Source organism: Streptomyces ortus (genome assembly GCF_026341275.1).
Lineage (GTDB): Bacteria > Actinomycetota > Actinomycetes > Streptomycetales > Streptomycetaceae > Streptomyces > Streptomyces ortus.
On record NZ_JAIFZO010000002.1, the window covers coordinates 6041778 to 6063889 of the forward strand.

The following is a 22112-nucleotide window of genomic DNA, read 5'->3' on the forward strand; positions in this document are numbered from 1 at the left end:
TCGCGGGGATTAAGGCGGAGGTCCGGTCATGCGTATTCCCGCGCGCTCGGTATGCACGGCGATCCGGGACGACATCGTCGCGGGTGTCTACGAGCGCGGCAGCCGGCTCACCGAAGAACTGCTCGCGCGCCGCTACGGCGTCTCGCGGGTCCCCGTCCGCGAGGCGCTGCGCACCCTGGAGGCGGAGGGCTTCGTGGTCACCCGCCGGCACGCGGGCGCGTGCGTCGCGGAACCCACGGAGCAGGAGGCCGCCGACCTCCTGGAGATGCGCGTGCTGCTGGAGCCGCTGGGCGCCGCCCGGGCCGCCCAGCGACGCACCGAGGCGCACCTCAAGGTGCTGCGCGGCCTGGTCAGGCTCGGCCAGGAGCGGGCCAGGCGGGGCAACAGCGAGGATCTGCGCTCGCTCGGCGCCTGGTTCCACGAGACGCTCGCGCAGTCCTCGGGGAGCCCCGCGCTGACCTCGACCCTCGGCCAGCTGCGGCACAAGATCGCCTGGATGTACTCGGTCGAGGCGCCCACGCACCCCGCCGAGTCCTGGACCGAGCACGGAGCCATCGTGGACGCCGTGGCCCGCGGTGACAGCGACCGGGCCAGGGCGATCACGGCGCTGCACGCGGAGCGGGCGACGTCCGCGCACCGGCTGCGGTTTCCCGGCGGGGACCGCGTCGAGCGTGTGAGGACTTCGCAACATCCCGTAAACACGGCGGGCCTGCGGCATTAACAGAAGCACCGTATACAAAGAGGGATATTCGGCGGGGTCCTATTTCAGGTGCCCTTTTCTTCCGCGTGCCCGGAATTGTCGAGCGCGCCGTTTCCGGTCGCGCACAAACGGGTGCGGAAATCGATACGCCGAGCGTCACGCACCGGAAAAGAACGGCCCCCGGTCCCGCACGTTCCGGTCCGCACGGGTACGTACGTTCCGGTCCGCACGAACGGCGGAGCCGCGTCGCCCGGGGTGTGGGTGACGCGGCTCCGCCGTATCGGGATCCGACGGGACCGATGGGGTCCTACGGGATCCGGGAGACCCGAAGAGGGTCGAGGGGCCCGAGGGGCCCGAAGGTCAGACCGTCTCGGGGAGCTCGTCGAGCCCTTCGGCGACCAGCTTCGCCAGACGGTCGAGCGCGGCGTCCGCGCCCTCGGCGTCGGAGGCCAGGACGATCTCCTCGCCGCCCTGGGCGCCCAGGCCGAGGACCGCGAGCATGGACGCGGCGTTGACGGGGTTGCCGTCGGCCTTGGCGATCGTCACAGGGACGCCGGTGGCCGTGGCCGCCCGGACGAAGATGGAGGCGGGACGGGCGTGCAGGCCCTCGGCCCAGCCGACGTTGACGCGGCGCTCAGCCATGTGATGCTGCCCTTCAGGTGTCAAGGTTGTCTAGACCAGTCTTCCATACGGTGAACGGTGAGGCGTGCCTCGCGCAGGTACGGACCCCGACCGGCCCGGGACCCCAAGACTGCCCCGGGTCTCCGCCGGACGCGAACCCGCCGTTGTCGGACCCGAGTCGTAGTCTGGGCCCCATGCAGACCCCGCCGGACCGGCACGAGTACCCCGCTCACTGGGAGGCCGACGTCGTGCTGCGCGACGGCGGCACCGCGCGCATCCGGCCCATCGCGGCCGACGACGCCGACCGCCTCGTCAGCTTCTACGAGCAGGTGTCCGCCGAGTCGAAGTACTACCGCTTCTTCGCGCCGTACCCGCGGCTGTCCGCCAAGGACGTGCACCGCTTCACCCACCACGACTTCGTGGACCGGGTCGGACTCGCGGCGACCGTCGGCGGTGAATTCATCGCCACCGTACGGTACGACCGCATCGCCGCGGACGGCCGGCCCGCCTCCGCCCCCGCGGACGAGGCGGAGGTCGCCTTCCTCGTCCAGGACGCCCATCAGGGCCGGGGCGTGGCCTCCGCCCTGCTCGAACATGTCGCGGCCGTCGCCCGTGAGCGCGGCATCCGCCGCTTCGCCGCCGAGGTGCTGCCCGCCAACACCAAGATGATCAAGGTGTTCACGGACGCCGGGTACCAGCAGAAGCGCAGCTTCGAGGACGGCGTCGTACGCCTGGAGTTCGACCTGGAGCCCACCGACCGCTCGCTTGCCGTGCAGCGCGCGCGGGAGCAGCGGGCGGAGGCGCGTTCCGTGGCCCGGCTCCTGGCACCCGGTTCGGTCGCCGTCGTCGGAGCGGGCCGCGCACCCGGGGGAGTGGGCCGCAGCATCCTGGAGAACCTGCGCGACGCGGGCTTCACCGGACGTCTGTACGCGGTGAACGGAGCACTTCTGGAGAAGGAGTTGGCCGGGGTCCCGGCCCACCGCTCCATGCGCGACATCGGCGAGCCCGTCGACCTCGCGGTGATCGCCGTCCCGGCCGGACGGGTCCCGGAAGCGGTCGCGGAGTGCGGCGAGCACGGGGTGCAGGGGCTCGTCGTGGTCTCCGCGGGGTACGCCGAGAGCGGCCCCGAGGGCCGGGAGCGCCAGCGCGAGCTCGTACGCCAGGCGCGTACGTACGGAATGCGGCTGATCGGGCCGAACGCCTTCGGAGTCATCAACACCTCCCCGCGGACCCGGCTCAACGCCTCGCTCGCGCCCCAGATGCCGCGCACCGGACGCATCGGCCTGTTCGCCCAGTCCGGGGCCATCGGGATCGCGCTGCTGTCCCGGCTGCACCGGCGCGGCGGCGGTGTCACGGGGGTGACGGGCGTGTCGACGTTCGTCTCCTCCGGCAACCGCGCGGACGTGTCCGGCAACGACGTCCTTCAGTACTGGTACGACGACCCGGACACCGATGTCGCCCTCATGTACCTCGAATCGATCGGCAACCCGCGGAAGTTCACCCGCCTCGCCCGCCGGACGGCCGCGGCCAAACCGCTGGTCGTCGTCCAGGGCGCGCGGCACGGCGGGGCGGCGCCCCAGGGGCACGCGGTACGGGCCACCCGGCTGCCCCACGCCACGGTGTCCGCCCTGCTGCGGCAGGCCGGGGTCATCCGGGTGGACACGATCACGGAGCTGGTCGACGCGGGGCTGCTGCTGGCCCGCCAGCCCCTGCCCGCGGGCCCCAGGGTGGCGATCCTCGGGAACTCCGAGTCGCTCGGGCTGCTGACGTACGACGCGTGTCTCGCCCAGGGGCTGCGACCGCTGCCGCCCCGCGACCTGACGACGGGCGCCTCCGCCGAGGACTTCCGTGCCGCCCTTGCGCACGCCCTCGCCGACGACGCCTGCGACGCCGTCGTGGTCACGGCGATTCCGGCGGTGGGCGAGCGGTCCGCGGCGGACGCCGCCCTGGCGGAGGCCCTCCGCTCGGCCTCGGCGGCGGCACCCGCCAAACCGGTCCTCGTGGTGCACGTGGAGCTGGGCGGACTCGCGGAGGCCCTGTCCGCGGCGGCCAGCACCGCCCCGGCCGGAGGCACGACACCGGACGGCACCACCCGGACCGGCACCACGCCGGACGGCATCGCGTCGGCAGCCGGCCCCGCCCAGCGCTCCGCTGCCGTCCTCCCCGAGGTGGAGAACGCAGAGGCAGGAAGCGCAGAGCCAGGAAGCGCCGAGGTGGACTCCCGCCTCATCCCCGCCTACCCCGCCGCCGAGCGGGCCGTGCGCGCGCTCGCGGAAGCGGTGAAGTACGGCCAGTGGCGGCAGGAGGCCGCCGATCCGGGGCGGGTGCCCGAGTACGAGGACATCGACGAGAAGGGCGCGGCCGAACAGATCGGCCGCCTTCTCGTCGACGGGGAGGGCGGCACCACCGCGGATACGGGACAGACGCAGCCGGGAGCGGCCGTGCCTACGACGGACCCGGGCCCGGTCGCGGACGCGCTCACCCTCGGCCCCGACGACACCTGCGCACTCCTCGCCCGGTACGGCATCGACGTCCGCCGCGCCCTGCCCGCCCCCACCCCCGGAGAGGCCGCCGCCGCGGCGAAGAACCTCGGCTACCCCGTTGCCCTGAAGACCACCGCCCCGCACCTGCGGCACCGCGCCGACCTGGGCGGCGTCCGCCTCGACCTGGCGGACGAGGAGCAACTGCGGCGCGCGTACGCCGAATTGACCAGCCTCTTCGGGGAGCCCGGCGAACTGCGCCCGGTGGTACAGGCCATGGCACCGCGCGGCGTCGACACGGTCGTACGGGCGGTCATCGACCCGGCCGCCGGAGCGGTGCTCTCCTTCGGGCTCGCCGGAGCGGCCTCGGAGCTGCTCGGAGACACCGCACACCGACTGATTCCGGTCACCGACCGCGACGCCGCCTCCCTGGTCCGCTCCATCCGGACCGCCCCCCTCCTCTTCGGCTGGCGCGGTTCGGCCCCCGCGGACGTCGCGGCCCTGGAAGAGCTGCTGCTGCGCCTGTCACGGCTTGTCGACGACCACCCCGAGGTCGTCTCCGTGTCCCTGGAACCGGTCGTCGTCGCCCCGCGCGGCCTGAGCGTGCTCGGCGCCTCCGTACGGCTCGCGCCGCCGCCCGCCCGCGACGACCTCGGCCCACGCACGCTCCCCGTGTACTGAGCGGTGCCTCGCAGTCAGTACACCCCCGTAGAATGGACATCATGGCCAAGACCAGTACGACGACCCAGGGGCTGCGAGCGGCGATCGAGCGCAGCGGCTACTACCCGGCCCTTGTGGCCGAGGCTGTGGAGGCCGCTGTAGGGGGCGAGCCCATCCGGTCGTATCTGGTCCACCAGGAGACGACGTTCGACGCGAACGAGGTGCGCCGGCACGTCACGGTGCTCGTTCTCACGGGTAACCGTTTCATCGTGAGCCACACCGACGAGCAGGCCGCGGACAGCACGTCGCCCACGCCGTACGCGACGACGTCCACGGAGTCCGTGAAGATCGGCCGGATCTCGTCCGTCGTGCTCAGCCGCGTCGTGGCGAACCCCGAGAAGTACGTCGTGGGGACCCTGCCGCGCGAGGTCGTCCTCACCATCGGCTGGGGCGCGGTCGCCCGGATCGACCTGGAGCCCGCGGCCTGCGGCGACTCCAACTGCGAGGCGGACCACGGCTACACCGGCAGCTCGACGGCGGACGACCTGAGCCTGCGCGTCAGCGAGGCCGGTGACGGGCCGGACGCCGTGCGCCAGACGCTCGCCTTCGCGCAGTCGCTCTCCGAGGCGACCGCGGACGTCACCCGCTGATGTCCCAGCAAGTCTGGGACGACCCGGAACCGCTCACCGTCGAATCGGCCCCCGTACCCGAATACGGGACGGGTTCGCTCGCGGACCTCCTGCCCACCCTGGCCGCGGGCATGGACGTACCGGACATGACCGCTTCTCTCGGTGAACTGAGCCCGGCCGACCGGAACTGCGTCTTCCTGATCGACGGCCTCGGCTGGGAGCAGCTCAGGGCGCACCCGGACGAGGCCCCGTTCATGAGCTCCCTGCTGGGCAGCTCGCGCGGCGGGACGGGCCGGCCGATCACGGCGGGCTATCCCGCGACCACCGCCACCTCGCTCGCCTCGGTCGGCACCGGCCTGCCCCCGGGAGCGCACGGCCTGCCCGGCTACACCGTGCGCGACCCGGAGACCGGCGAGCTGATGAACCAGCTCCGCTGGATCCCCTGGACCAAGCCGGCCACGTGGCAGCCGTACCCCACGGTCTTCCAGCTGGCCGACGCGGCGGGTGTGCACACGGCCCAGGTGTCGGCCCCGCACTTCCAGAACACCCCCCTGACCAAGATCGCGCTCAGCGGCGGCACGTTCCACGGACGGCTGACCGGCGAGGACCGCATGGACATGGCGGCCGAGCAACTGGCAGCGGGGGACCGCTCGCTGGTCTACACGTACTACGCCGAGGTGGACGGCAAGGGACACCGCTTCGGCATCGACTCCGACGCCTGGCGCGGACAGCTCATGTACGTGGACCGGCTGGTCCAGCGCCTGGCCGAGCAACTGCCGCCACGCGCGGCCCTGTACGTCACGGCCGACCACGGCATGATCGACATCCCCTTCGACGAGCGCCACCGGATCGACTTCGACGAGGACTGGGAGCTGCGCGCGGGCGTGGTCCTCCTCGGCGGCGAGGGCCGCGCCCGGCACGTGTACGCGGTCCAGGGCGCCGAGTCGGACGTGCTGACCTGCTGGCGCGAGGTGCTCGGCGAACAGTTCTGGGTGGCCTCGCGCGACGAGGCGATCGCGGCGGGCTGGTTCGGCCCGCACGTCGACGAGCGGGTGTACGCGCGCATCGGCGACGTGGTCGCCGCCGCCCGGGACGACGTGCTGATCACCGCGTCCGAGCGGGAGCCGAAGGAGTCGCTGATGGTCGGCAACCACGGCTCGATGACCCCGGCGGAACAGCACGTTCCGCTGCTGGAAGTGCGTTCCTGACCCTCCGCCCGCCGCGCATCGTCCCCGCCCAGCCGCCCCCGACCGCTGCTCCACCCCCGCTGAAAGGTGCTCGACTCCCCATGCCCGAGCTGGTGTTCTTCTCCGGAACCATGGACTGCGGGAAGTCGACGCTGGCTCTGCAGATCGAGCACAACCGCTCGGCCCGCGGTCTGCAGGGGATGATCTTCACCCGGGACGACCGCGCGGGCGAGGGCAAACTGTCCTCCCGGCTCGGTCTGGTCACGGACGCGGTGGAGGTCGAGGACGACCAGGACATGTACGCGTACCTCGTCGAGCACCTCTCACGGGGCGGCCGGGCGGACTACGTCATCGCGGACGAGGCACAGTTCCTCGCCCCCGAACAGATCGACCAACTCGCGCGCGTGGTCGACGACCTGGACATCGACGTCTTCGCCTTCGGCATCACCACCGACTTCCGCTCCAAGCTCTTCCCGGGCTCGCAGCGGCTCGTCGAACTCGCCGACCGCGTCGAGGTGCTCCAGGTCGAGGCCCTCTGCTGGTGCGGCGCCCGCGCCACCCACAACGCCCGCACGATAGGCGGCCGGATGGTCGTGGAGGGTGCCCAGGTCGTCGTCGGAGACGTCGACCAGTCACAGGACATCGGCTACGAGGTGCTGTGCCGCCGGCACCACAGCCGGCGGATGACCGCGGCGACCGCGCGGGCGGGCGCCCTGTCCCCGGACGTACTCCCGCTGGACACCGCGGCCCGACGCTGAAAGCCCGCTTCAGCGGCTGGTCCGCACCAGGGAGAACACCGCTCCCTCCAGGTCCGCCACCTCGGCGATCCGGCCGTACGGGCTGTCGTGGGCCCGCTTGAGGACGTGGCCGCCGAGTTCGCCGACCAGGGCCGCCGCCGCGTCCACGTCGACGACCTCGAAGTACGTCATCCAGTGGGCGCCCCGGTCCCTGGGCAGGGCGTTGCCGACGCCATGGATCCCGGCCACCGGGCGGCCCTTGAGGTGCAGGGTGACGTAGTCGGAGTCGGCGGAGACGACGGGCTCCTCCTCGTAGCCGAAGACCGTCTCGTAGAACTTGGCGACCCCCGCGGACTCCCGGGTGACGAGTTCGTTCCACGCGGGGGTCCCGGGAACCCCGGCGATGCCCGCACCGAGATGGGCCGCGGCCTGCCAGATGCCGAACACGGCGCCCGAGGGGTCCGAGGCGATCGCCAGACGGCCGGCGGTGTCGGCGACCAGCGGACCCACGCCGACCGTGCCACCGCAGTGCCGGACTGTCTCCGCCGTCAGGTCCACGTCGTCCGAGGCGAGGTAGGGCGTCCACGCCACCGGCAGATGGCGGTCCGCCGGCAGCAGGCCGATGCCCGCCACCTCGTGCCCGTCCAACCGCGCCCGCACATAGGCTCCCAGCTGCTGCGGACCGGGCTGGAACTCCCAGCCGAACAGTTCCCCGTAGAACTCCTGGGTCGCCGCCATCCCGTGCACCATCAGACTCACCCAGCAGGGCGCGCCGGGCGTGTACGCGGCACCGTCCAGGCCGGCCGACTCCCGTGCCTCGGTCATCGTCACCCTCTCCTCGGCGCCTCGCGGGGCCGCTTCACTTCCGCTGTCGAACCGCACGTACCGCCTTCGTGGACCACGGCTCCGGTGCCGATGGTCGCACCACCGGCGGTCGGCCGCGCCAGGGCCGAACGGCCCTCGGCGGGAGGATGCGCGCATTCCTGTTGCCCATCCGTTTCCCCGCGATTGCCCGCGCATGTCCACCGGCCGTACAGCGCGTGCCCGTTCCGGCACTCCGTGTGGCCGGGGCGGCCCGGCCGAGCACAGTAGCCGGACCTGGACGAAGTGGCCACCCCGTGCGCGAGGATGGTGGCCATGAACGCCATCATCTCCGCATCCCGACTCGCGAGCGACCTGACGGGACCGAACCCGCCGGTCGTGCTGGACGTCCGCTGGCAGCTGGGCGGCCCGAACCTGCGCCACGCCTACGAGGAGGCACACATTCCGGGTGCCGTTTACGTGGACCTGGACACCGAGCTCGCCGGCCCCGCCGGCGCGGCGGGCCGCCACCCGCTGCCCGACCCGGAGGTCTTCGCCGAGGCCATGCGCGCGGCCGGGGTCAGCGAGAACCGTGACGTCGTCGTGTACGACGGAGGGCTCGGCTGGGCCGCCGCGCGGGCCTGGTGGCTGTTGCGCTGGACGGGTCATCCGTCGGTGCGTGTGCTTGACGGCGGCCTCGCCGCGTGGAGCGGTCCGGTCGAGAGCGGCCCCGCGGCTCCGGCCGCCGGAACCTTCGTACCCGCTCCGGGGAAGGCGTCCCTGCTCGATGCCGACGGCGCCGCGGCGCTGGCCCGTGCCGGTCTGCTGCTCGACGCCCGGGCCGCCGAGCGCTATCGCGGAGACGTCGAGCCGATCGACCCGGTCGGCGGCCACATCCCCGGCGCGGTCTCGGCACCGACCACCGGGAATGTGGCCGAATCCGGTTGCTTCCTGCCGGCCGCCGAACTCGCCGACCGCTTCGCGTCGTTGGGCGCCGACGGGTCTTCGGAGGTCGGTGTCTACTGCGGGTCGGGCGTCTCCGGCGCGCACGAGGTGCTTGCGCTGGCGGTCGCGGGTATCCCGGCCGCGCTGTACGTGGGGTCCTGGTCGGAGTGGTCGCGGGACGCCGGCCGGCCGGTCGCGACCGGCCCCGATCCGCAGTAGCGCCAGAGGCGGGTCGGCGGGCAGGTAAGGAAGGGCGGACAAAAGAACCGAGGGCTCGCACCGGCATGGTGCGAGCCCTCCGCCACTTCCTGGTCCTGCTTCTCGCGTCCTAGTCCTGCTTCTTGCGTCGCGTCCCGAAGACGATCTCGTCCCAGCTCGGTACGGCCGCTCTGCGTCCCGGACGGACACCGTCCGCCTCGGCCTGCCGGTCGGTGGCGCCGACGAGCCGGTCGCGGTGGCTGGCCACCGAGCGCGGCATCAGCACGTCCGCGTAGGCGGAACCGGCCGAGGCCGCGGGAGCCGGCGGCTCCTCCACCTCGGGCTCGGTGACGGGCGGTTCGTCCGTCGCGGGGAGTTCGGTGGTCGAGGCCGTCGAGGCCGCGGGTCCTGCCGAGGGCCGCTCGGGCACGACCATGTCGCCGCGGAAGCTGGGCACCGCTTCCAGGAGGCTGGTCAGCGAGTCGCGCTCACGCTCGCTGACACCCTCCTCGATGTCCGGCTCGGAGGACGGCGGCAGGCTCGGCCGCTCGATCTGCCGGTCCAGGGAGCGGTCCAGCGGACGGTCGCGGGGCAGCCGCGCGATACGCGGGACGAACGGGAAGCTGGGCTCGGCGGTGCCGAGGTCGTCGGACTCGCCGATCAGCGAGCGCGCCTCGTCGTCGACGGCCTGGACGAGCCGCCGGGGCGGGTCGTACGTCCAGCTCGCGGAGTGCGGTTCGCTCGCCACGCGGTAGACGAGCAGCACCTCCCAGGTGCCGTCGTCGCGGCGCCAGGAGTCCCACTGGACGGTCTCCTTGTCGGCGCCGCGGTGCAGCAGGCGCTCCTGCACGGCCTCGCCGAGCTGGGGTCCTGTCGTCTCACCGGGGCGGCGGACGGGCGTCTTGCGGGCCCGCTCCGCCATGAAGGCGCGCTCGGCGAGGACGGGTCCCTCGAAGCGGCGCACCCGGTCGACCGGGATACCGGCGAGCTGGGCGACTTCTTCGGCGGACGCTCCCGCGCGTATACGTGCCTGGATGTCTCGGGGGCGGAGATGGCTCTCCACCTCGATCTCGATCTGGCCGAGGCGGGGACGGTCGCCGCGTACGGCGGCGCGTAGACGCTCGTCAATCGGAAGCGTGTACTCCGTGCTGTCCGCAGCCTTCAGCACCAGCCGTGTGCCGTCGTTGGAGACGGCCACGACACGCAGTTCGGGCATGGGGACCTCCCGGGTGGTGCCTGCCGACGTCACGTGCGTCGCTGCTTCCGCTAGTCGAGTGTGGCCTGCCCGGGTGCAGCCTGCCACAACCTTGCCGAGTTGCCCGGCGTGTCGGACGGTGGCCCGAACTCGCCGTTATGGCACGGTTACCTATTCGCAACGCTAAGTGACAATCCTCATCACCCTGTGCAACGGGCCCCCTCTCGGCGGTCCTGTACGGCTCCGGACACCCTGGCGCGCGTCCGGTCCCAGGGCTCGCAACAGTACTCCATTCGGGCCACTTGCGTGGATCGGCACGCCACCGAACTTCTGTCCGGAGGCGGGAGTTGGACGCCGGGGGTGACATTTTCGTGATCATGATGAGACTCGTTCTTCACATGATCGCCGGAAGTCGGGTGAGCTGCTTCGACCGTACGTCCTGTGCTCGGGCAACCGGTCGACGCGACCGCCGCTCGTGGTCGGCCGGAGCCGTCAGTCGCCCAGGATCCGCCGCAGGTAGTCGTTGCCGAAGCGCCGCTCCGGGTCGAGCCGGTCCCGCAGCGCGGTGAACTCGCCGAAGCGCGGATAGACCTCGGCGAAGTACTCCGCGTCACGGGTGTGCACCTTGCCCCAGTGGGGCCGGCCTTCGTGCGCGGTGAAGATCCGCTCCGCGGCGCTGAAGTACGCCTGGTAGGGCGTCCCCCTGAACATGTGGACCGCGATGTACGCGCTGTCCCGGCCGGACGCGGTGGAGAGGGTGATGTCGTCCGCGGGGGCCGTGCGCACCTCCACCGGGAAGCTGATGCGCAGAGGCGAACGGTCGACCATGGCCTTGAGTTCGCGCAAGGTCTCGACCAGGGCGGCTCGCGGAACCGCGTATTCCATCTCCGTGAAACGCACCCGGCGGGGAGAAGTGAAGACCTTGTAGGGAATGTCGGTGTAGGTGCGGGCGGACAGGGCGCGGCTGGAGATCCGGGCGATGGAGGGGATCGTGGCGGGGACGGCACGGCCCACGTAGTTGGCCGCCTGGAAGACGCCGTTGGAGAGGAACTCGTCCTCGTACAGGCCCCGGACGGTACCGACCGGCTTCTCCGGGCCCACGCTGCGGTTGTTGCGCTTGGTGTTGCAGTTGCCGGTGTGGGGGAACCAGTAGAACTCGAAGTGCTCGTTCTCCGTGAACAGTTCGTCGAAGGAGCCTGTCACCTCGTCGAAGCTCATCGGCTCCTCGCGGGCCGAGAGGAGGAAAAGGGGCTCCACGGAGAAGGTGATCGCGGTGATGACCCCCAGGGCGCCTATCCCGATCCGGGCCGCCGCGAAGATCTCGGGGTTCTCCTTCTCGGAACAGGCGAGGACCGAGCCGTCGGCGCTCACCAGTTCAAGTCCCACGATCTGGGCGGCGATCGAGGCGGAGTCGCGGCCGGTGCCGTGCGTGCCGGTGCTGGTCGCGCCCGACACCGTCTGCTCCATGATGTCGCCCATGTTCGTGAGCGACAGACCCTCCCGGGCCAGGGCGAGGTTGAGGCGCTTGAGCGGTGTGCCGGCCTCCACCGTGACGGTGCCGTTGTCACGGTCGATCCTGCGGATCCCGGTCAACAGTTGAGGGCGGATCAATACGCCGTCGGTCGCCGCCGCCGCGGTGAAGGAGTGGCCTGTGCCGACGGCCTTGACTCTCAGTCCGTCCTCGGCGGCCCGGCGCACGGCGGCGGAGAGTTCCTCGACGGAGGCGGGCGTGACCTCCCGGGCCGGCCGGGCGGTGACGTTCCCTGCCCAGTTACGCCAGGTGCCGCTCTTGCCGCTCACTGTGCTGTACATGGGTTCCTCCCCGCTGCGGAACCGGCCTGCTGAGCCGGCGATACCCGAGGAAACCCACCGCGACCGCGACAGCCCCGGCCGCGACCGGGACCCCGTACCCGGCCCGTGCCCCGGCTGCGTCGATCACCCAGCCGGACAGGGAGGAACCGAGCGCCACCCCGACCAGGAGCCCCGTGCTCACCCACGTCATGCCCTCGGTCAGTTTCGCGCGTGGTACGTGCAGTTCGACGAGAGCCATCGTCGTGATCATCGTCGGTGCGATGGACAGGCCCGCAACGAACAGCGCCACAGCCAGGAACGGCAAGTTTCCGACCAGTAGCAGAGGGATCATACTCACGGCCGTGGCACAGATGCCCAGTACCCACCTGCGGGCGGGCGCCCCGGAGAAGCGCAGCAGCCCGAAGACGGCCCCGGCCAGGCAGGAGCCCGCCGCGTAGACGGACAGGACGAGGCTCGCGGCACCCTTGTGGCCCTCCTCGTCGGCGAAGGCCACGGTGACCACGTCGACCGCCCCGAAGATCGCACCGGTCGCCACGAAGGTGACCACCAGGACCTGCAGCCCGGCCGAGCGCAGCGCCGAGCCACCCGTGTGGTGCGCACCGGGATGCGCCGGGGGCTCGGTGGCGCGCTGGGACGTCAGCCAGAAGACACCGGCCGCCAGGAAGCAGGACGCGAGCAGCGGCCCGGCCTCCGGGAACAACGCGGTGGACAGCCCGATGGAGATGATCGGCCCGAAGATGAAGCAGATCTCGTCGACGACGGACTCGAAGGCGTACGCCGTGTGGAGTTCGGGCCTGTCCCGGTAGATGAGCGCCCAGCGCGCCCTGGTCATCGCGCCGACGCTCGGTACGCAGCCGATGCCGGCCGAGCAGAGGAACAGCACCCAGTCCGGCCCGTCGAAGCGGGTGGTCAGCAGGAGCCCGGCGGACGCGGCGAGCGCGGACAGCGTGGCGGGCCGCAGCACCCGCCGCTGTCCGTACCGGTCCACCAGGCGGGAGATCTGGGGCCCGAGCACCGCCGCGGACAGCGCGATCGTCGCGGAGAGGGCGCCCGCGAGCCCGTACCGTCCGGTGACCTGGGAGATCATCGTGACCACGCCGATGCCCATCATCGACAGCGGCATCCGGCCGAGGAGGCCCGCCAGGGTGAAACCCCTGGAGCCGGGAGCGGCGAACAGGGCGCGGTAGGGGCTGAGCACGGGAGGTCTCCGCTGAGGGTCCGGTAAGGCGTGAATCCGACGGATACAGCTTACGAGTCAGCTGACCCCCGCCCCTAGGGGGATTCTCCGGGCGGAGTGGCCACCTGCCGTTCGGCCCACCGCCGATGCCCGGTTGTCGGAGGCGGATGGCAGGATCGAGGTATGCGAGACGCGCTCGATGCCACTCCCTACGACGCCCTGCTCCTGCTCTCCTTCGGCGGCCCCGAGGGCCCCGACGAGGTGGTCCCGTTCCTGGAGAACGTGACCCGGGGCCGGGGCATCCCCAAGGAACGCCTCAAGGAAGTGGGGCAGCACTACTTCCTGTTCGGCGGGGTCAGTCCGATCAACGACCAGAACCGCGCCCTGCTGGACGCCCTGCGCAAGGACTTCGCGGAGCACGCCCTGGACCTGCCCGTCTACTGGGGCAACCGCAACTGGGGCCCGTACCTGACCGACACGCTGCGCGAGATGGTCGCCGACGGCCGCCGCCGCATCCTGGTGCTGGCAACGAGCGCGTACGCCTCGTACTCCGGCTGCCGGCAGTACCGCGAGGATCTGGCCGGGGCCCTGGCGACCCTGGCGGGGGAGGGTCTGGAGCTGCCGCGGATCGACAAGCTCCGCCACTACTTCAACCACCCGGGCTTCGTCGAGCCGATGGCCGAGGGCGTCCTGAAGTCCCTCGCCGAGCTTCCCGAGGAGGTCCGCGCGAGCGCGCACATCGCCTTCACGACGCACTCCATCCCGACCTCCGCGGCGAACACCTCGGGACCGGTGGAGGGCCACGGCGACGGCGGCGCGTACGTACGGCAGCACCTGGACGTCGCCCGGCTCGTCGCCGACGCGGTGCGCGAGCGGACCGGCACCGAGCACCCCTGGCAGCTCGTCTACCAGTCGCGCTCGGGAGCCCCGCACATCCCCTGGCTCGAACCGGACATCTGCGACCACCTGGAGGAGCTGCACACCGCCGGCGTCCCCGCGGTCGTCATGGCGCCGATCGGATTCGTCTCGGACCACATGGAGGTCCTGTACGACCTCGACACGGAGGCCACGGCCAAGGCCGCCGAACTGGGGCTGCCGGTGCGCCGCTCGGCCACCGTGGGCGCCGACCCGCGGTTCACCGCCGCGATCCGCGACCTCGTCGTGGAACGGGCCGCCACAGAGAACGGCAGAGACGTTTCGCCCTGCGCGCTCGGCGCCCTCGGCCCCAGCCACGACCTCTGCCCCGCGGGCTGCTGTCCGGCCCGCGTCCCCAAGCCCGCCGCCGCGGGCGCCGACAGCCCGTACGTATGAGGAGCCCCGTGACCGCCACAGCGAACGACGAGCTGAAGGCCGAACTGCTGGAGATCGCGCTCGACGCGGCCCACCGCGCGGGCGCCTTCCTGCGGGACGGCCGCCCCGAGGACCTCGGCGTGGCGGCGACCAAGTCCAGCGCCGTCGACGTCGTCACCGAGATGGACATCGCCTCCGAGAAGCTGATCACCGGTCTGCTCGCGGAGGCCCGGCCGGACGACGGCGTACTGGGGGAGGAGGGCGCCGACATCAAGGGCAGCAGCGGCGTCCAGTGGGTGATCGACCCGATCGACGGGACGGTCAACTATCTGTACGGGCTGCCCAGTTGGGCCGTGTCCATCGCGGCCCGCAAGGACGGCGAGACGCTCGTGGGGGTCGTGCACGCCCCGATGCGCGCGGAGACCTACCGGGCCGTCCTGGGCGGCGGCGCCTTCGTCGGCGACCGCCCCGCGCGCGTGCGGCCCGCTCCCGACCTCGGGCTGGCCCTCGTCGGCACCGGCTTCGGCTATCTCGCCGACCGCAGGACCCGGCAGGCCGAGGTGGTCGGCCGGCTGATCGCCCAGGTCCGCGACATCCGCCGCGGCGGTTCGGCGGCGATCGACCTGTGCGACGTGGCGACGGGCCGCCTGGACGCGTACTACGAGAGGGGACTCAACCCCTGGGACTACGCGGCGGGCGATCTGATCGCCCGGGAGGCGGGCGCGCTGACCGGCGGACGCCCCGGAGAGCCCCTGTCGCCCGAGCTGACCGTCGCGGCCCCGCCCGGCCTCTTCGAGACCCTCCAGTCCCGGCTCGACGAACTGGGCGCCTGGCACGACTGACACCCGATTCCGCGTGACGGACGACTGAGCGGGGCCCCGGGCTGGATCTGCCGGGGCCCCGCTCCTGTCACGAACTGGGTCAGACGTGTGACACGCCGACCTGCACACCGTGCTCCGCGGCAAGGCGGTGCAGGTCGTCGAGCTCCGCCTGCTCGACCTCCGCGAGGAAGTCGTCGCCGGTCTCGCGAGCCATCGTCAGGTCGGACTCGGTCGCCCTTATGCGCTGCAGAAGTCCTGCGGTGAATGCGTCCATGCTGCGCCCCCTCGTCCTGGGTCGTGGGTCGGTGGTGGCACGGGGGTGTGCCGGTCGGAAGGGGCGATCACGTCTCCAGGGATGCCCGGCGCTGCCCAGCCGGGCGGCGTCAGTGCCGGACACCCACGCCCGCCCTGCGGAAGCGGACCATGACGTACCGCCGGGTGGTGCGGCACAAGCAGAGCGTGATCGCGGGGTGTAAAGCCGTCCTCCCCCTGCTCCCTTCGACGGAAACCTCAACCTCCCGAGAAAATCTGGCATTCCCCACCCTCCGAACCCGTCTTACAGCCGACTTATGGCCGAAAAGGGCAGGATGGAGTCCCACCCTCCCCGCTCTCGGCTGCGTTCGAACGGGAGGACCCCATCGGACCCCGCCCGTGCGCGCCCAGAAATCGCCGCGCGGACGGACATCAGGAAGGACAAGCGACGTGCGCGTACTCGTCGTCGAGGACGAGCAGCTGCTCGCCGATGCGGTGGCCACCGGACTGCGCCGGGAGGCCATGGCCGTCGACGTCGTGTACGACGGCGCGGCCGCCCTGGAGCGCATCGGCGTCAACGACTACGACGTGGTCGTCCTCGACCGTGACCTTCCGCTGGTGCACGGCGACGACGTCTGCCGGAAGATCGTCGAGCTCGGCATGCCGACCCGCGTGCTGATGCTCACGGCCTCCGGAGACGTCAGCGACCGGGTGGAGGGCCTGGAGATCGGCGCCGACGACTACCTCCCCAAGCCCTTCGCGTTCAGCGAGCTGACGGCACGCGTGCGTGCGCTCGGCCGGCGTACGAGCCTGCCGCTGCCGCCCGTCCTGGAGCGCGCCGGTATCAAGCTCGACCCGAACCGGCGCGAGGTCTTCCGCGACGGCAAGGAGGTCCAGCTCGCGCCCAAGGAGTTCGCCGTGCTGGAGGTCCTGCTGCGCAGCGAGGGCGCGGTCGTCTCCGCCGAGCAGCTCCTGGAGAAGGCCTGGGACGAGAACACCGACCCGTTCACCAACGTCGTGCGGGTCACGGTGATGACCCTGCGCCGCAAGCTCGGCGAGCCGCCGGTCATCGTCACCGTGCCCGGCTCCGGCTACCGGATCTGACCCCCCGATGACCACCACCCCCGCGCCTCCCAAAGCGCCCCCGAAGCCCACCTGGGACCCGAGGAAGCCGGAACCCCCGTTCCCCTGGCTGCGCCCGACCATCCGCATACGGCTCACGCTGCTGTACGGCGGGATGTTCCTGATCGCCGGGATCCTGCTGCTGTCGATCATCTACCTGCTGGCCGCCCAGGCCCTCCACGAGGGCAGCGGGGTCGACTTCCAGGTGACCGGCAGCAACCTCGAACTCACCAGTGCCACCTGCCCGCAGCTGAGCGGGGCGGGCAACAACCAAGAGCTGAACTCCATGCTCAAGGAGTGCACCGCCGTCCAGCGGCAGCACGCCCTGGACGGACTGCTCAGCCGCTCCCTGATGGCTCTCCTCGGTCTCGCCGTGATCGCCTTCGCCTTCGGGTACGCGATGGCCGGGCGGGTGCTCTCCCCGCTGGGCCGCATCACCCGCACCGCGCGCGCGGTGGCGGGCTCGGACCTGTCCCGGCGGATCGAGCTGGACGGCCCGGACGACGAGCTCAAGGAGCTGGCGGACACCTTCGACGACATGCTGGAGCGGCTGCAGCGGGCCTTCACGGCCCAGCAGCGGTTCGTCGGCAACGCCTCGCACGAGCTGCGGACGCCCCTGGCGATCAACCGCACGCTCCTGGAGGTGCACCTGTCCGATCCGGGCGCCCCCATGGAACTGCAGCAGCTGGGCAAGACGCTGCTGGCCACCAACGAGCGCAGCGAGCAGCTCGTCGAGGGGCTGCTGCTGCTCGCCCGCAGCGACAACCAGATCGTCGAGCGCAAGCCGGTCGACCTCGCCGAGGTCGCCTCGCAGGCCATAGACCAGGTACGCGGCGAGGCGGAGGCGAAGGGTGTGGAGGTCCGCGGGGAGCGGGCCGCCGCGGTCGTCCAGGGCAACGGCGTCCTCCTGGAGCGGATCGCCCTGAACCTCGTCCAGAACGCCGTGCGCTACAACGTGGCGGAGGACGGCTGGGTCGAGGTCGTCACGCGCGTACAGCACGGGCAGGCGGTCCTCACTGTGTCCAACACCGGACCCGTGGTCCCCGCGTACGAGGTCGACAATCTTTTCGAGCCGTTCCGGCGACTGCGCACCGAGCGGACGGGAAGTGACAAGGGTGTGGGTCTGGGGCTGTCGATCGCCAGGTCGGTGGCCCGCGCCCACGGCGGCCACATCTTCGCGGAACCACGCGAGGGGGGTGGCCTGGTGATGCGCGTCGCCCTACCTATCTGAGACCATGTCGCCGACACGCGAGGGTGTTCGCTTTGCGCGGAATTTCCCGAGCGGAGTAAAGGCACGCTCGTGTGTGATCGATCACAGGGCCTCTTTCCGGTCATCTACCCTCCGTGATCGACAAGGCTGTCGTAAAGCCGGGAAAATCCGGGTTTTCGGGGGTCGAGATCACGGGAAGTACACGGTGAGACGCCTTTGAAGTGCGGCATTCGGACCGTGTACGGTCCGCTTCGCCATCCAAGCCGATCACTCCTCAGGAGTCCGGTTGGGTGTCGATTGAGTAACAGACCTTGATGTGAGGCAAAATCTCCGCCTCAGGTCGGGCACAAGTCCGGCCTCTCACGCGTTACCTGCGCTGAGACACCGCAGACACCCAGAGGGGGAGAGCGACATGGCAACGGATTACGACACCCCACGCAAGACCGACGACGACGTCGACTCGGACAGCCTTGAAGAACTCAAGGCTCGCCGGAACGACAAGTCGACTTCAGCGGTCGACGTGGACGAGTTCGAGGCGGCCGAAGGCCTGGAACTGCCCGGAGCGGACCTTTCGAACGAGGAATTGGCCGTCCGGGTCCTGCCGAAGCAGCAGGACGAGTTCACCTGCATGAGCTGCTTCCTGGTCCACCACCGCAGTCAGCTGGCCCGCGAGAAGAACGGTCAGCCGATCTGCCGCGACTGCGACTGAGGCAGGGTCGGCCGTGACAGGCTCGACCCCGCCCTGGAAGCGCCGCTTCCGTGACCGGGGAGCGGCCGGTCCGTCCCAGGACGGCTTGCACGACGACGAGCGGGGCCACCCGGCCTCGCTCGAAGCAGTGGACACGACAGGCGCCTCCGGCGCCCTGGAGGTGCTGATGACCAAGGCGCCTGTCACCAGACGCCGGGCGGCGGCCGTCGGCCACGGGGTCGCGGAAGGCGTCCGCAGAGGCGGCAGCCGGGCCAGAGCGGCCCTGGCGTACGTCACCGACCGCATCATCGAGATCGCCCCGCGGATCCCCGTACGGGACCTCGCCGCACTCCGGAGGCAGTTTCCGGGCCTCGGGCCCGAACAGCTCGCGGACAAGCTCGTCGCGGGCGCGTGCAACGCCACGTCCACCGTGGGCGCGGGCGTCGGCGCCGCCGCGATGATGCCCGTGCCTCTGGCGATGCCCACGGAACTGGCCGCCGAGGTCACCGGCGTCGCCGCGATCGAACTGAAGCTGATCGCCGAGCTGTACGAGGTCTACGGCCTGCGACCGCCCGGCAACCTGAAAGAGCGCTCCACCACGTATCTGAACTCGTGGTCCGAGGAGCGCGGCATCGACGTGACCAAGCCGTCGACGCTCAATGCGGCCCTCGGGGGCCAGATGAAGCGCGAGCTGCGCCAGCAGATCATGAAGCGCACGGTCCGCAACCTGCCGAACCTCATGCCCTTCATGGTGGGCGCGGCCGTCGGGGCGCTCATGAACCGCCGTGACACGAGAAAGCTCGCGGACCGGGTCCGCAAGGACCTCCGCAAGGTGCAGGTCCCCTGGGACGCCCTTCCGGCGCTGCCGCCCCTGGAGGAGCCGGCCGACCCGCTGAGCATGGGCGACCTCCGCGGAGAGCTGGGCCGCTGATCCCGGAGGGACCACCGGCCGCCCCCGCCCCCGCCCTCCACCCGCCGGCAAAGTTCTGACCCCGTAAAGGAAAAGTTTCCGTACGAATACACGTACGGAAAGTTGTTCGGGTCTGGGTTCGAACGCGGGTCCTTGCCCCGGGTTCCGACCGGCCGCCGCCCGTCTAAGCGCTCGTGCGCGCGGCCTCCAGGGCCGCCGCCAGGCGCTCCGGGTCGCGGGTCGACAGATAGACGTAGGGAGTCGGGTCCGCCGGGTCGGTGATGTCCACGCGCAGAGCCGTGGGAACGTACGCGCGCAGCAGCATGTGGGCGCGCGCGTCGGCCTTGAACGACCGCCAGGCGCGGGCCTCCTCCGGGTCGAGGACGTGCGCCTCGCCCAGCGCGGAGACCGGGATCCTGGCGTCCCCCGCGATCAGGGCGCCGCCCACCACACGGATCCGCGCGGAGCCGTACGAACTGGCGACCACCGCCGACACCGCCGTGCCGCCGACCAGGCCGCCCAGCAGGGGCAGCGTCCCGAAGGGGAGCAGGATCAGCGCCATCGACAGGCCCACCAGCAGGCAGACGAACCACCAGGATCGGGGCGCGGTCAGACGTTCTTCGTACGGTGAGGCGGAGGGCTGCATACCGGCAAGCCTGCCACGGTGCGTGCGGGCCGCTGACGCGGAGGTAAGGTCTGCGCCTGTGAGTGGTACATCTTCGGCCCTGCGGCCCCCGGCCGACGCCGTGGCGCCGGTGCGCCATCCCGACGCGCCCGCCCCGGGCGAGCTCCTCGGCGCGCACTACGACCGGTGCTTCGGCTGCGGTGGCGGACAGCCGCACGGACTGCACCTGGAGGCCCGCGCGGGCGACGGCGTGCGCATCACCGCCGAGTTCACCGTGCGGGGCGCGCACCAGGGGGCTCCCGGCCTCGCGCACGGCGGCGTCCTCGCGAGCGCGCTGGACGAGACCCTCGGCTCGCTGAACTGGCTGCTGCGCACCATCGCCGTGACCGGCCGCCTGGAGACCGACTTCGTACGGCCCGTGCCCGTGGGCACCGTGCTGTATCTGGAGGCCGAGGTCACGGCGGTCGCCGGACGCAAGATCTACTCGTCCGCCACGGGCCGGATCGGCGGCCCCGAAGGGCCCGTCGCCGTCCGCGCGGACGCTCTCTTCATCGAGGTGAAGGTCGACCACTTCGTCGACAACGGCCGGCCGGAGGACATCCGGGCGGCCATGGACGACCCCGACCAGGTCCGCCGTGCCCGTGCTTTCGAGGTGAACCCGTGACCCCCGCCCAGGCCCCGGTGGGCGTGCTGATCAAGCGCGTCGACCCGGACGTACCGCTTCCGCAGTACGCGCATCCCGGCGACGCCGGCGCGGACCTGAGGACCACCGAGAGCCGCGTGCTGGAGCCCGGCGAACGTGCCGTCCTCCCCACCGGGGTGTGCATCGCGCTTCCCGAGGGGTACGCGGCCTTCGTGCACCCGCGTTCGGGGCTGGCCGCGCGCTGCGGTGTCGCCCTCGTGAATGCCCCGGGGACGGTTGATGCCGGGTACCGTGGGGAGATCAAGGTGATCGTGGTGAATCTCGACCCGCGCGAGTCCGTGCGGTTCGAGCGCTTCGACCGGATTGCCCAACTGGTCGTCCAGCAGGTCGAGAAGGTGAGCTTCCGGGAAGTCGCGGAACTCCCCGACTCGGCGCGGGCCGCAGGGGGCTTCGGGTCCACCGGTGGGCATTCCTCGGTGGGCGGCACAGCGGGTGGGAATCGATACGCTTCGGTCGTATCCGACCGGGAAGGACAGTGACGTGTTCGGACGTCGCAAGAAGGGCAGTGCCGCCGAGGACGCGGCGGGCGAGGCCGAGCAGGTCGTCGACGGAGTCGACACTGAGGCGGACGGGGCGGAGCGCGAGCGCGTGAGGCTCGAACCGGAGCCGCGCCCCGACGGTCCCTGGGACAGCACCGAGGTGCGCGATCCGGCCGACGGCCGGGTCGACCTGGGCGGTCTTTTCGTGCCCGGGGTCGACGGCATGGAGCTCCGGGTGGAGGTCGCGGGCGACGCGATCGTCGCGGCCACCGTGGTGCTCAAGGACAGCGCCGTCCAGCTGCAGGCCTTCGCCGCCCCCAAGCGCGAGGGCATCTGGGGCGAGGTGCGCGAGGAGATCGCCACCGGCATCACCCAGCAGGGCGGTGTCATCGACGAGGTCGAGGGGCCGCTGGGCTGGGAGCTGCGTGCTCAGGTACCGGTGCAGCTGCCGGACGGCACGGGCGGCTTCCAGGTCGTCCGGTTCATCGGTGTGGACGGTCCCCGCTGGTTCCTGCGCGGAGTGATCTCCGGGCAGGGCGCGGTGCAGCCGCAGGCCGCCGGTCTGCTGGAGCAGATCTTCCGGGACACCGTGGTGGTCCGCGGTGAGGGCCCGATGGCCCCGCGCGACCCGATCGTCCTGAAGCTGCCGGACGACGCGCAGATGGTCGCCGAGGGTGTCCAGCAGGAGGAGCAGGCCGGCTCCCGCTTCTCCGGCGGCATGGGGCAGCTGCAGCGCGGACCGGAGATCACCGAGGTCCGCTAGGCGCTTCGACGCCGCTCACGCGTACGTGTGCGTCGGGCCGCACTCCCTTCGGGGGGTGCGGCCCGTCGTCGTGTGCGGTCGGTGCAGCCACTGCAGGGAGTGAGGGG

Annotated in this window: 22 protein-coding genes; 15 read left to right on the forward strand and 7 right to left on the reverse strand. The window is 71.6% G+C overall.

Annotation, left to right across the window (positions count from 1 at the left end):
• The first annotated feature begins 28 nt into the window (after positions 1 to 28).
• Positions 29 to 721 (forward strand): GntR family transcriptional regulator, encoded by a 693-nt coding sequence (locus K3769_RS29945; protein ID WP_267029372.1) that lies wholly within the window; start codon positions 29 to 31, stop codon positions 719 to 721.
• Between the two features lie 339 nt (positions 722 to 1060).
• Here the strand turns inward: K3769_RS29945 and K3769_RS29950 are convergent, their stop codons facing one another.
• Positions 1061 to 1342, reverse strand: a complete 282-nt coding sequence (locus K3769_RS29950; RefSeq protein ID WP_107021509.1) for an HPr family phosphocarrier protein — start codon at positions 1340 to 1342, stop codon at positions 1061 to 1063.
• A gap of 173 nt (positions 1343 to 1515) precedes the next feature.
• Here K3769_RS29950 and K3769_RS29955 point away from each other — a divergent pair, with 173 nt between their 5' ends.
• The 4 genes from K3769_RS29955 (at position 1516) to K3769_RS29970 (ending at position 7035) form a co-directional block, all read left to right on the forward strand.
• Positions 1516 to 4482, forward strand: coding sequence for a bifunctional acetate--CoA ligase family protein/GNAT family N-acetyltransferase (locus K3769_RS29955; RefSeq protein WP_267029373.1), 2967 nt, complete (start codon positions 1516 to 1518; stop codon positions 4480 to 4482).
• 41 nt (positions 4483 to 4523) lie between these two features.
• Positions 4524 to 5111 (forward strand): DUF5998 family protein, encoded by a 588-nt coding sequence (locus K3769_RS29960; protein ID WP_267029374.1) that lies wholly within the window; start codon positions 4524 to 4526, stop codon positions 5109 to 5111.
• Positions 5111 to 6298, forward strand: coding sequence for an alkaline phosphatase family protein (locus tag K3769_RS29965; RefSeq protein WP_267029375.1), 1188 nt, complete (start codon positions 5111 to 5113; stop codon positions 6296 to 6298). Before K3769_RS29960 ends, K3769_RS29965 begins: the two co-directional genes overlap by 1 nt.
• Positions 6299 to 6378: 80 nt before the next feature.
• On the forward strand, positions 6379 to 7035 hold the full coding sequence (locus K3769_RS29970) for a thymidine kinase (RefSeq protein ID WP_267029376.1): 657 nt from the start codon (positions 6379 to 6381) through the stop codon (positions 7033 to 7035).
• Between the two features lie 9 nt (positions 7036 to 7044).
• On the opposite strand, the gene K3769_RS29975 is transcribed toward K3769_RS29970, so the two are convergent.
• Complete coding sequence (locus tag K3769_RS29975) at positions 7045 to 7839, reverse strand: VOC family protein (RefSeq protein WP_267029377.1); 795 nt, start codon at positions 7837 to 7839, stop codon at positions 7045 to 7047.
• 312 nt (positions 7840 to 8151) lie between these two features.
• Between K3769_RS29975 and K3769_RS29980 the strand changes: the two genes are divergently transcribed.
• Entirely contained in the window at positions 8152 to 8979 is an 828-nt protein-coding gene (locus tag K3769_RS29980; RefSeq protein WP_267029378.1) for a sulfurtransferase, read from the forward strand.
• Between the two features lie 109 nt (positions 8980 to 9088).
• On the opposite strand, the gene sepH is transcribed toward K3769_RS29980, so the two are convergent.
• The 3 genes from sepH to K3769_RS29995 form a co-directional block, all read right to left on the reverse strand.
• Positions 9089 to 10174, reverse strand: a complete 1086-nt coding sequence (gene sepH / locus K3769_RS29985; protein ID WP_267029379.1) for a septation protein SepH — start codon at positions 10172 to 10174, stop codon at positions 9089 to 9091.
• 471 nt (positions 10175 to 10645) lie between these two features.
• The gene (locus K3769_RS29990; protein ID WP_267029380.1) at positions 10646 to 11965 is read right to left on the reverse strand and encodes a D-arabinono-1,4-lactone oxidase; all 1320 of its coding nucleotides are present in this window, start codon (positions 11963 to 11965) and stop codon (positions 10646 to 10648) included.
• Complete coding sequence (locus K3769_RS29995) at positions 11925 to 13163, reverse strand: MFS transporter (RefSeq protein WP_267029381.1); 1239 nt, start codon at positions 13161 to 13163, stop codon at positions 11925 to 11927. The genes K3769_RS29990 and K3769_RS29995 overlap by 41 nt, the downstream gene beginning before the upstream one ends.
• Positions 13164 to 13325: 162 nt before the next feature.
• On the opposite strand from K3769_RS29995, the gene K3769_RS30000 reads away from it, so the two are divergent.
• Positions 13326 to 14453: a ferrochelatase gene (locus tag K3769_RS30000; RefSeq protein WP_267029382.1), complete on the forward strand. Its 1128-nt coding sequence runs from the start codon at positions 13326 to 13328 to the stop codon at positions 14451 to 14453.
• Positions 14450 to 15274 carry an inositol monophosphatase family protein gene (locus K3769_RS30005; protein WP_267029383.1) on the forward strand — a complete coding sequence of 275 codons (825 nt, stop codon included), beginning with the start codon at positions 14450 to 14452 and terminating at the stop codon, positions 15272 to 15274. Before K3769_RS30000 ends, K3769_RS30005 begins: the two co-directional genes overlap by 4 nt.
• Positions 15275 to 15353: 79 nt before the next feature.
• Here K3769_RS30005 and K3769_RS30010 read toward each other — a convergent pair whose 3' ends face one another.
• A complete protein-coding gene (locus K3769_RS30010) occupies positions 15354 to 15527 on the reverse strand; it encodes a hypothetical protein (RefSeq protein ID WP_169801958.1) in 174 nt (57 codons plus the stop codon).
• Positions 15528 to 15955: 428 nt separating this feature from the next.
• Between K3769_RS30010 and K3769_RS30015 the strand changes: the two genes are divergently transcribed.
• From K3769_RS30015 to K3769_RS30030, 4 genes are all read left to right on the forward strand, one after another.
• Positions 15956 to 16609: a response regulator transcription factor gene (locus K3769_RS30015; RefSeq protein WP_006380516.1), complete on the forward strand. Its 654-nt coding sequence runs from the start codon at positions 15956 to 15958 to the stop codon at positions 16607 to 16609.
• A gap of 7 nt (positions 16610 to 16616) precedes the next feature.
• A complete protein-coding gene (locus tag K3769_RS30020; protein WP_267029384.1) occupies positions 16617 to 17858 on the forward strand; it encodes a sensor histidine kinase in 1242 nt (413 codons plus the stop codon).
• Between the two features lie 391 nt (positions 17859 to 18249).
• Positions 18250 to 18546 (forward strand): DUF4193 domain-containing protein, encoded by a 297-nt coding sequence (locus K3769_RS30025; RefSeq protein ID WP_005481602.1) that lies wholly within the window; start codon positions 18250 to 18252, stop codon positions 18544 to 18546.
• A 13-nt stretch (positions 18547 to 18559) separates the two neighbouring features.
• Positions 18560 to 19456: a hypothetical protein gene (locus K3769_RS30030; protein WP_267029385.1), complete on the forward strand. Its 897-nt coding sequence runs from the start codon at positions 18560 to 18562 to the stop codon at positions 19454 to 19456.
• A 163-nt stretch (positions 19457 to 19619) separates the two neighbouring features.
• Here K3769_RS30030 and K3769_RS30035 read toward each other — a convergent pair whose 3' ends face one another.
• Positions 19620 to 20081 carry a DUF3093 domain-containing protein gene (locus tag K3769_RS30035; RefSeq protein WP_267029386.1) on the reverse strand — a complete coding sequence of 154 codons (462 nt, stop codon included), beginning with the start codon at positions 20079 to 20081 and terminating at the stop codon, positions 19620 to 19622.
• Positions 20082 to 20139: 58 nt separating this feature from the next.
• Here K3769_RS30035 and K3769_RS30040 point away from each other — a divergent pair, with 58 nt between their 5' ends.
• The 3 genes from K3769_RS30040 to K3769_RS30050 are packed head-to-tail and all read left to right on the forward strand — an operon-like array spanning position 20140 to position 22005.
• Positions 20140 to 20724 carry a PaaI family thioesterase gene (locus K3769_RS30040; RefSeq protein WP_267029387.1) on the forward strand — a complete coding sequence of 195 codons (585 nt, stop codon included), beginning with the start codon at positions 20140 to 20142 and terminating at the stop codon, positions 20722 to 20724.
• On the forward strand, positions 20721 to 21242 hold the full coding sequence (gene dut / locus K3769_RS30045) for a dUTP diphosphatase (protein ID WP_267029388.1): 522 nt from the start codon (positions 20721 to 20723) through the stop codon (positions 21240 to 21242). Before K3769_RS30040 ends, dut begins: the two co-directional genes overlap by 4 nt.
• A gap of 1 nt (position 21243) precedes the next feature.
• A complete protein-coding gene (locus K3769_RS30050; protein ID WP_149515224.1) occupies positions 21244 to 22005 on the forward strand; it encodes a DUF3710 domain-containing protein in 762 nt (253 codons plus the stop codon).
• Positions 22006 to 22112 lie beyond the last annotated feature (107 nt).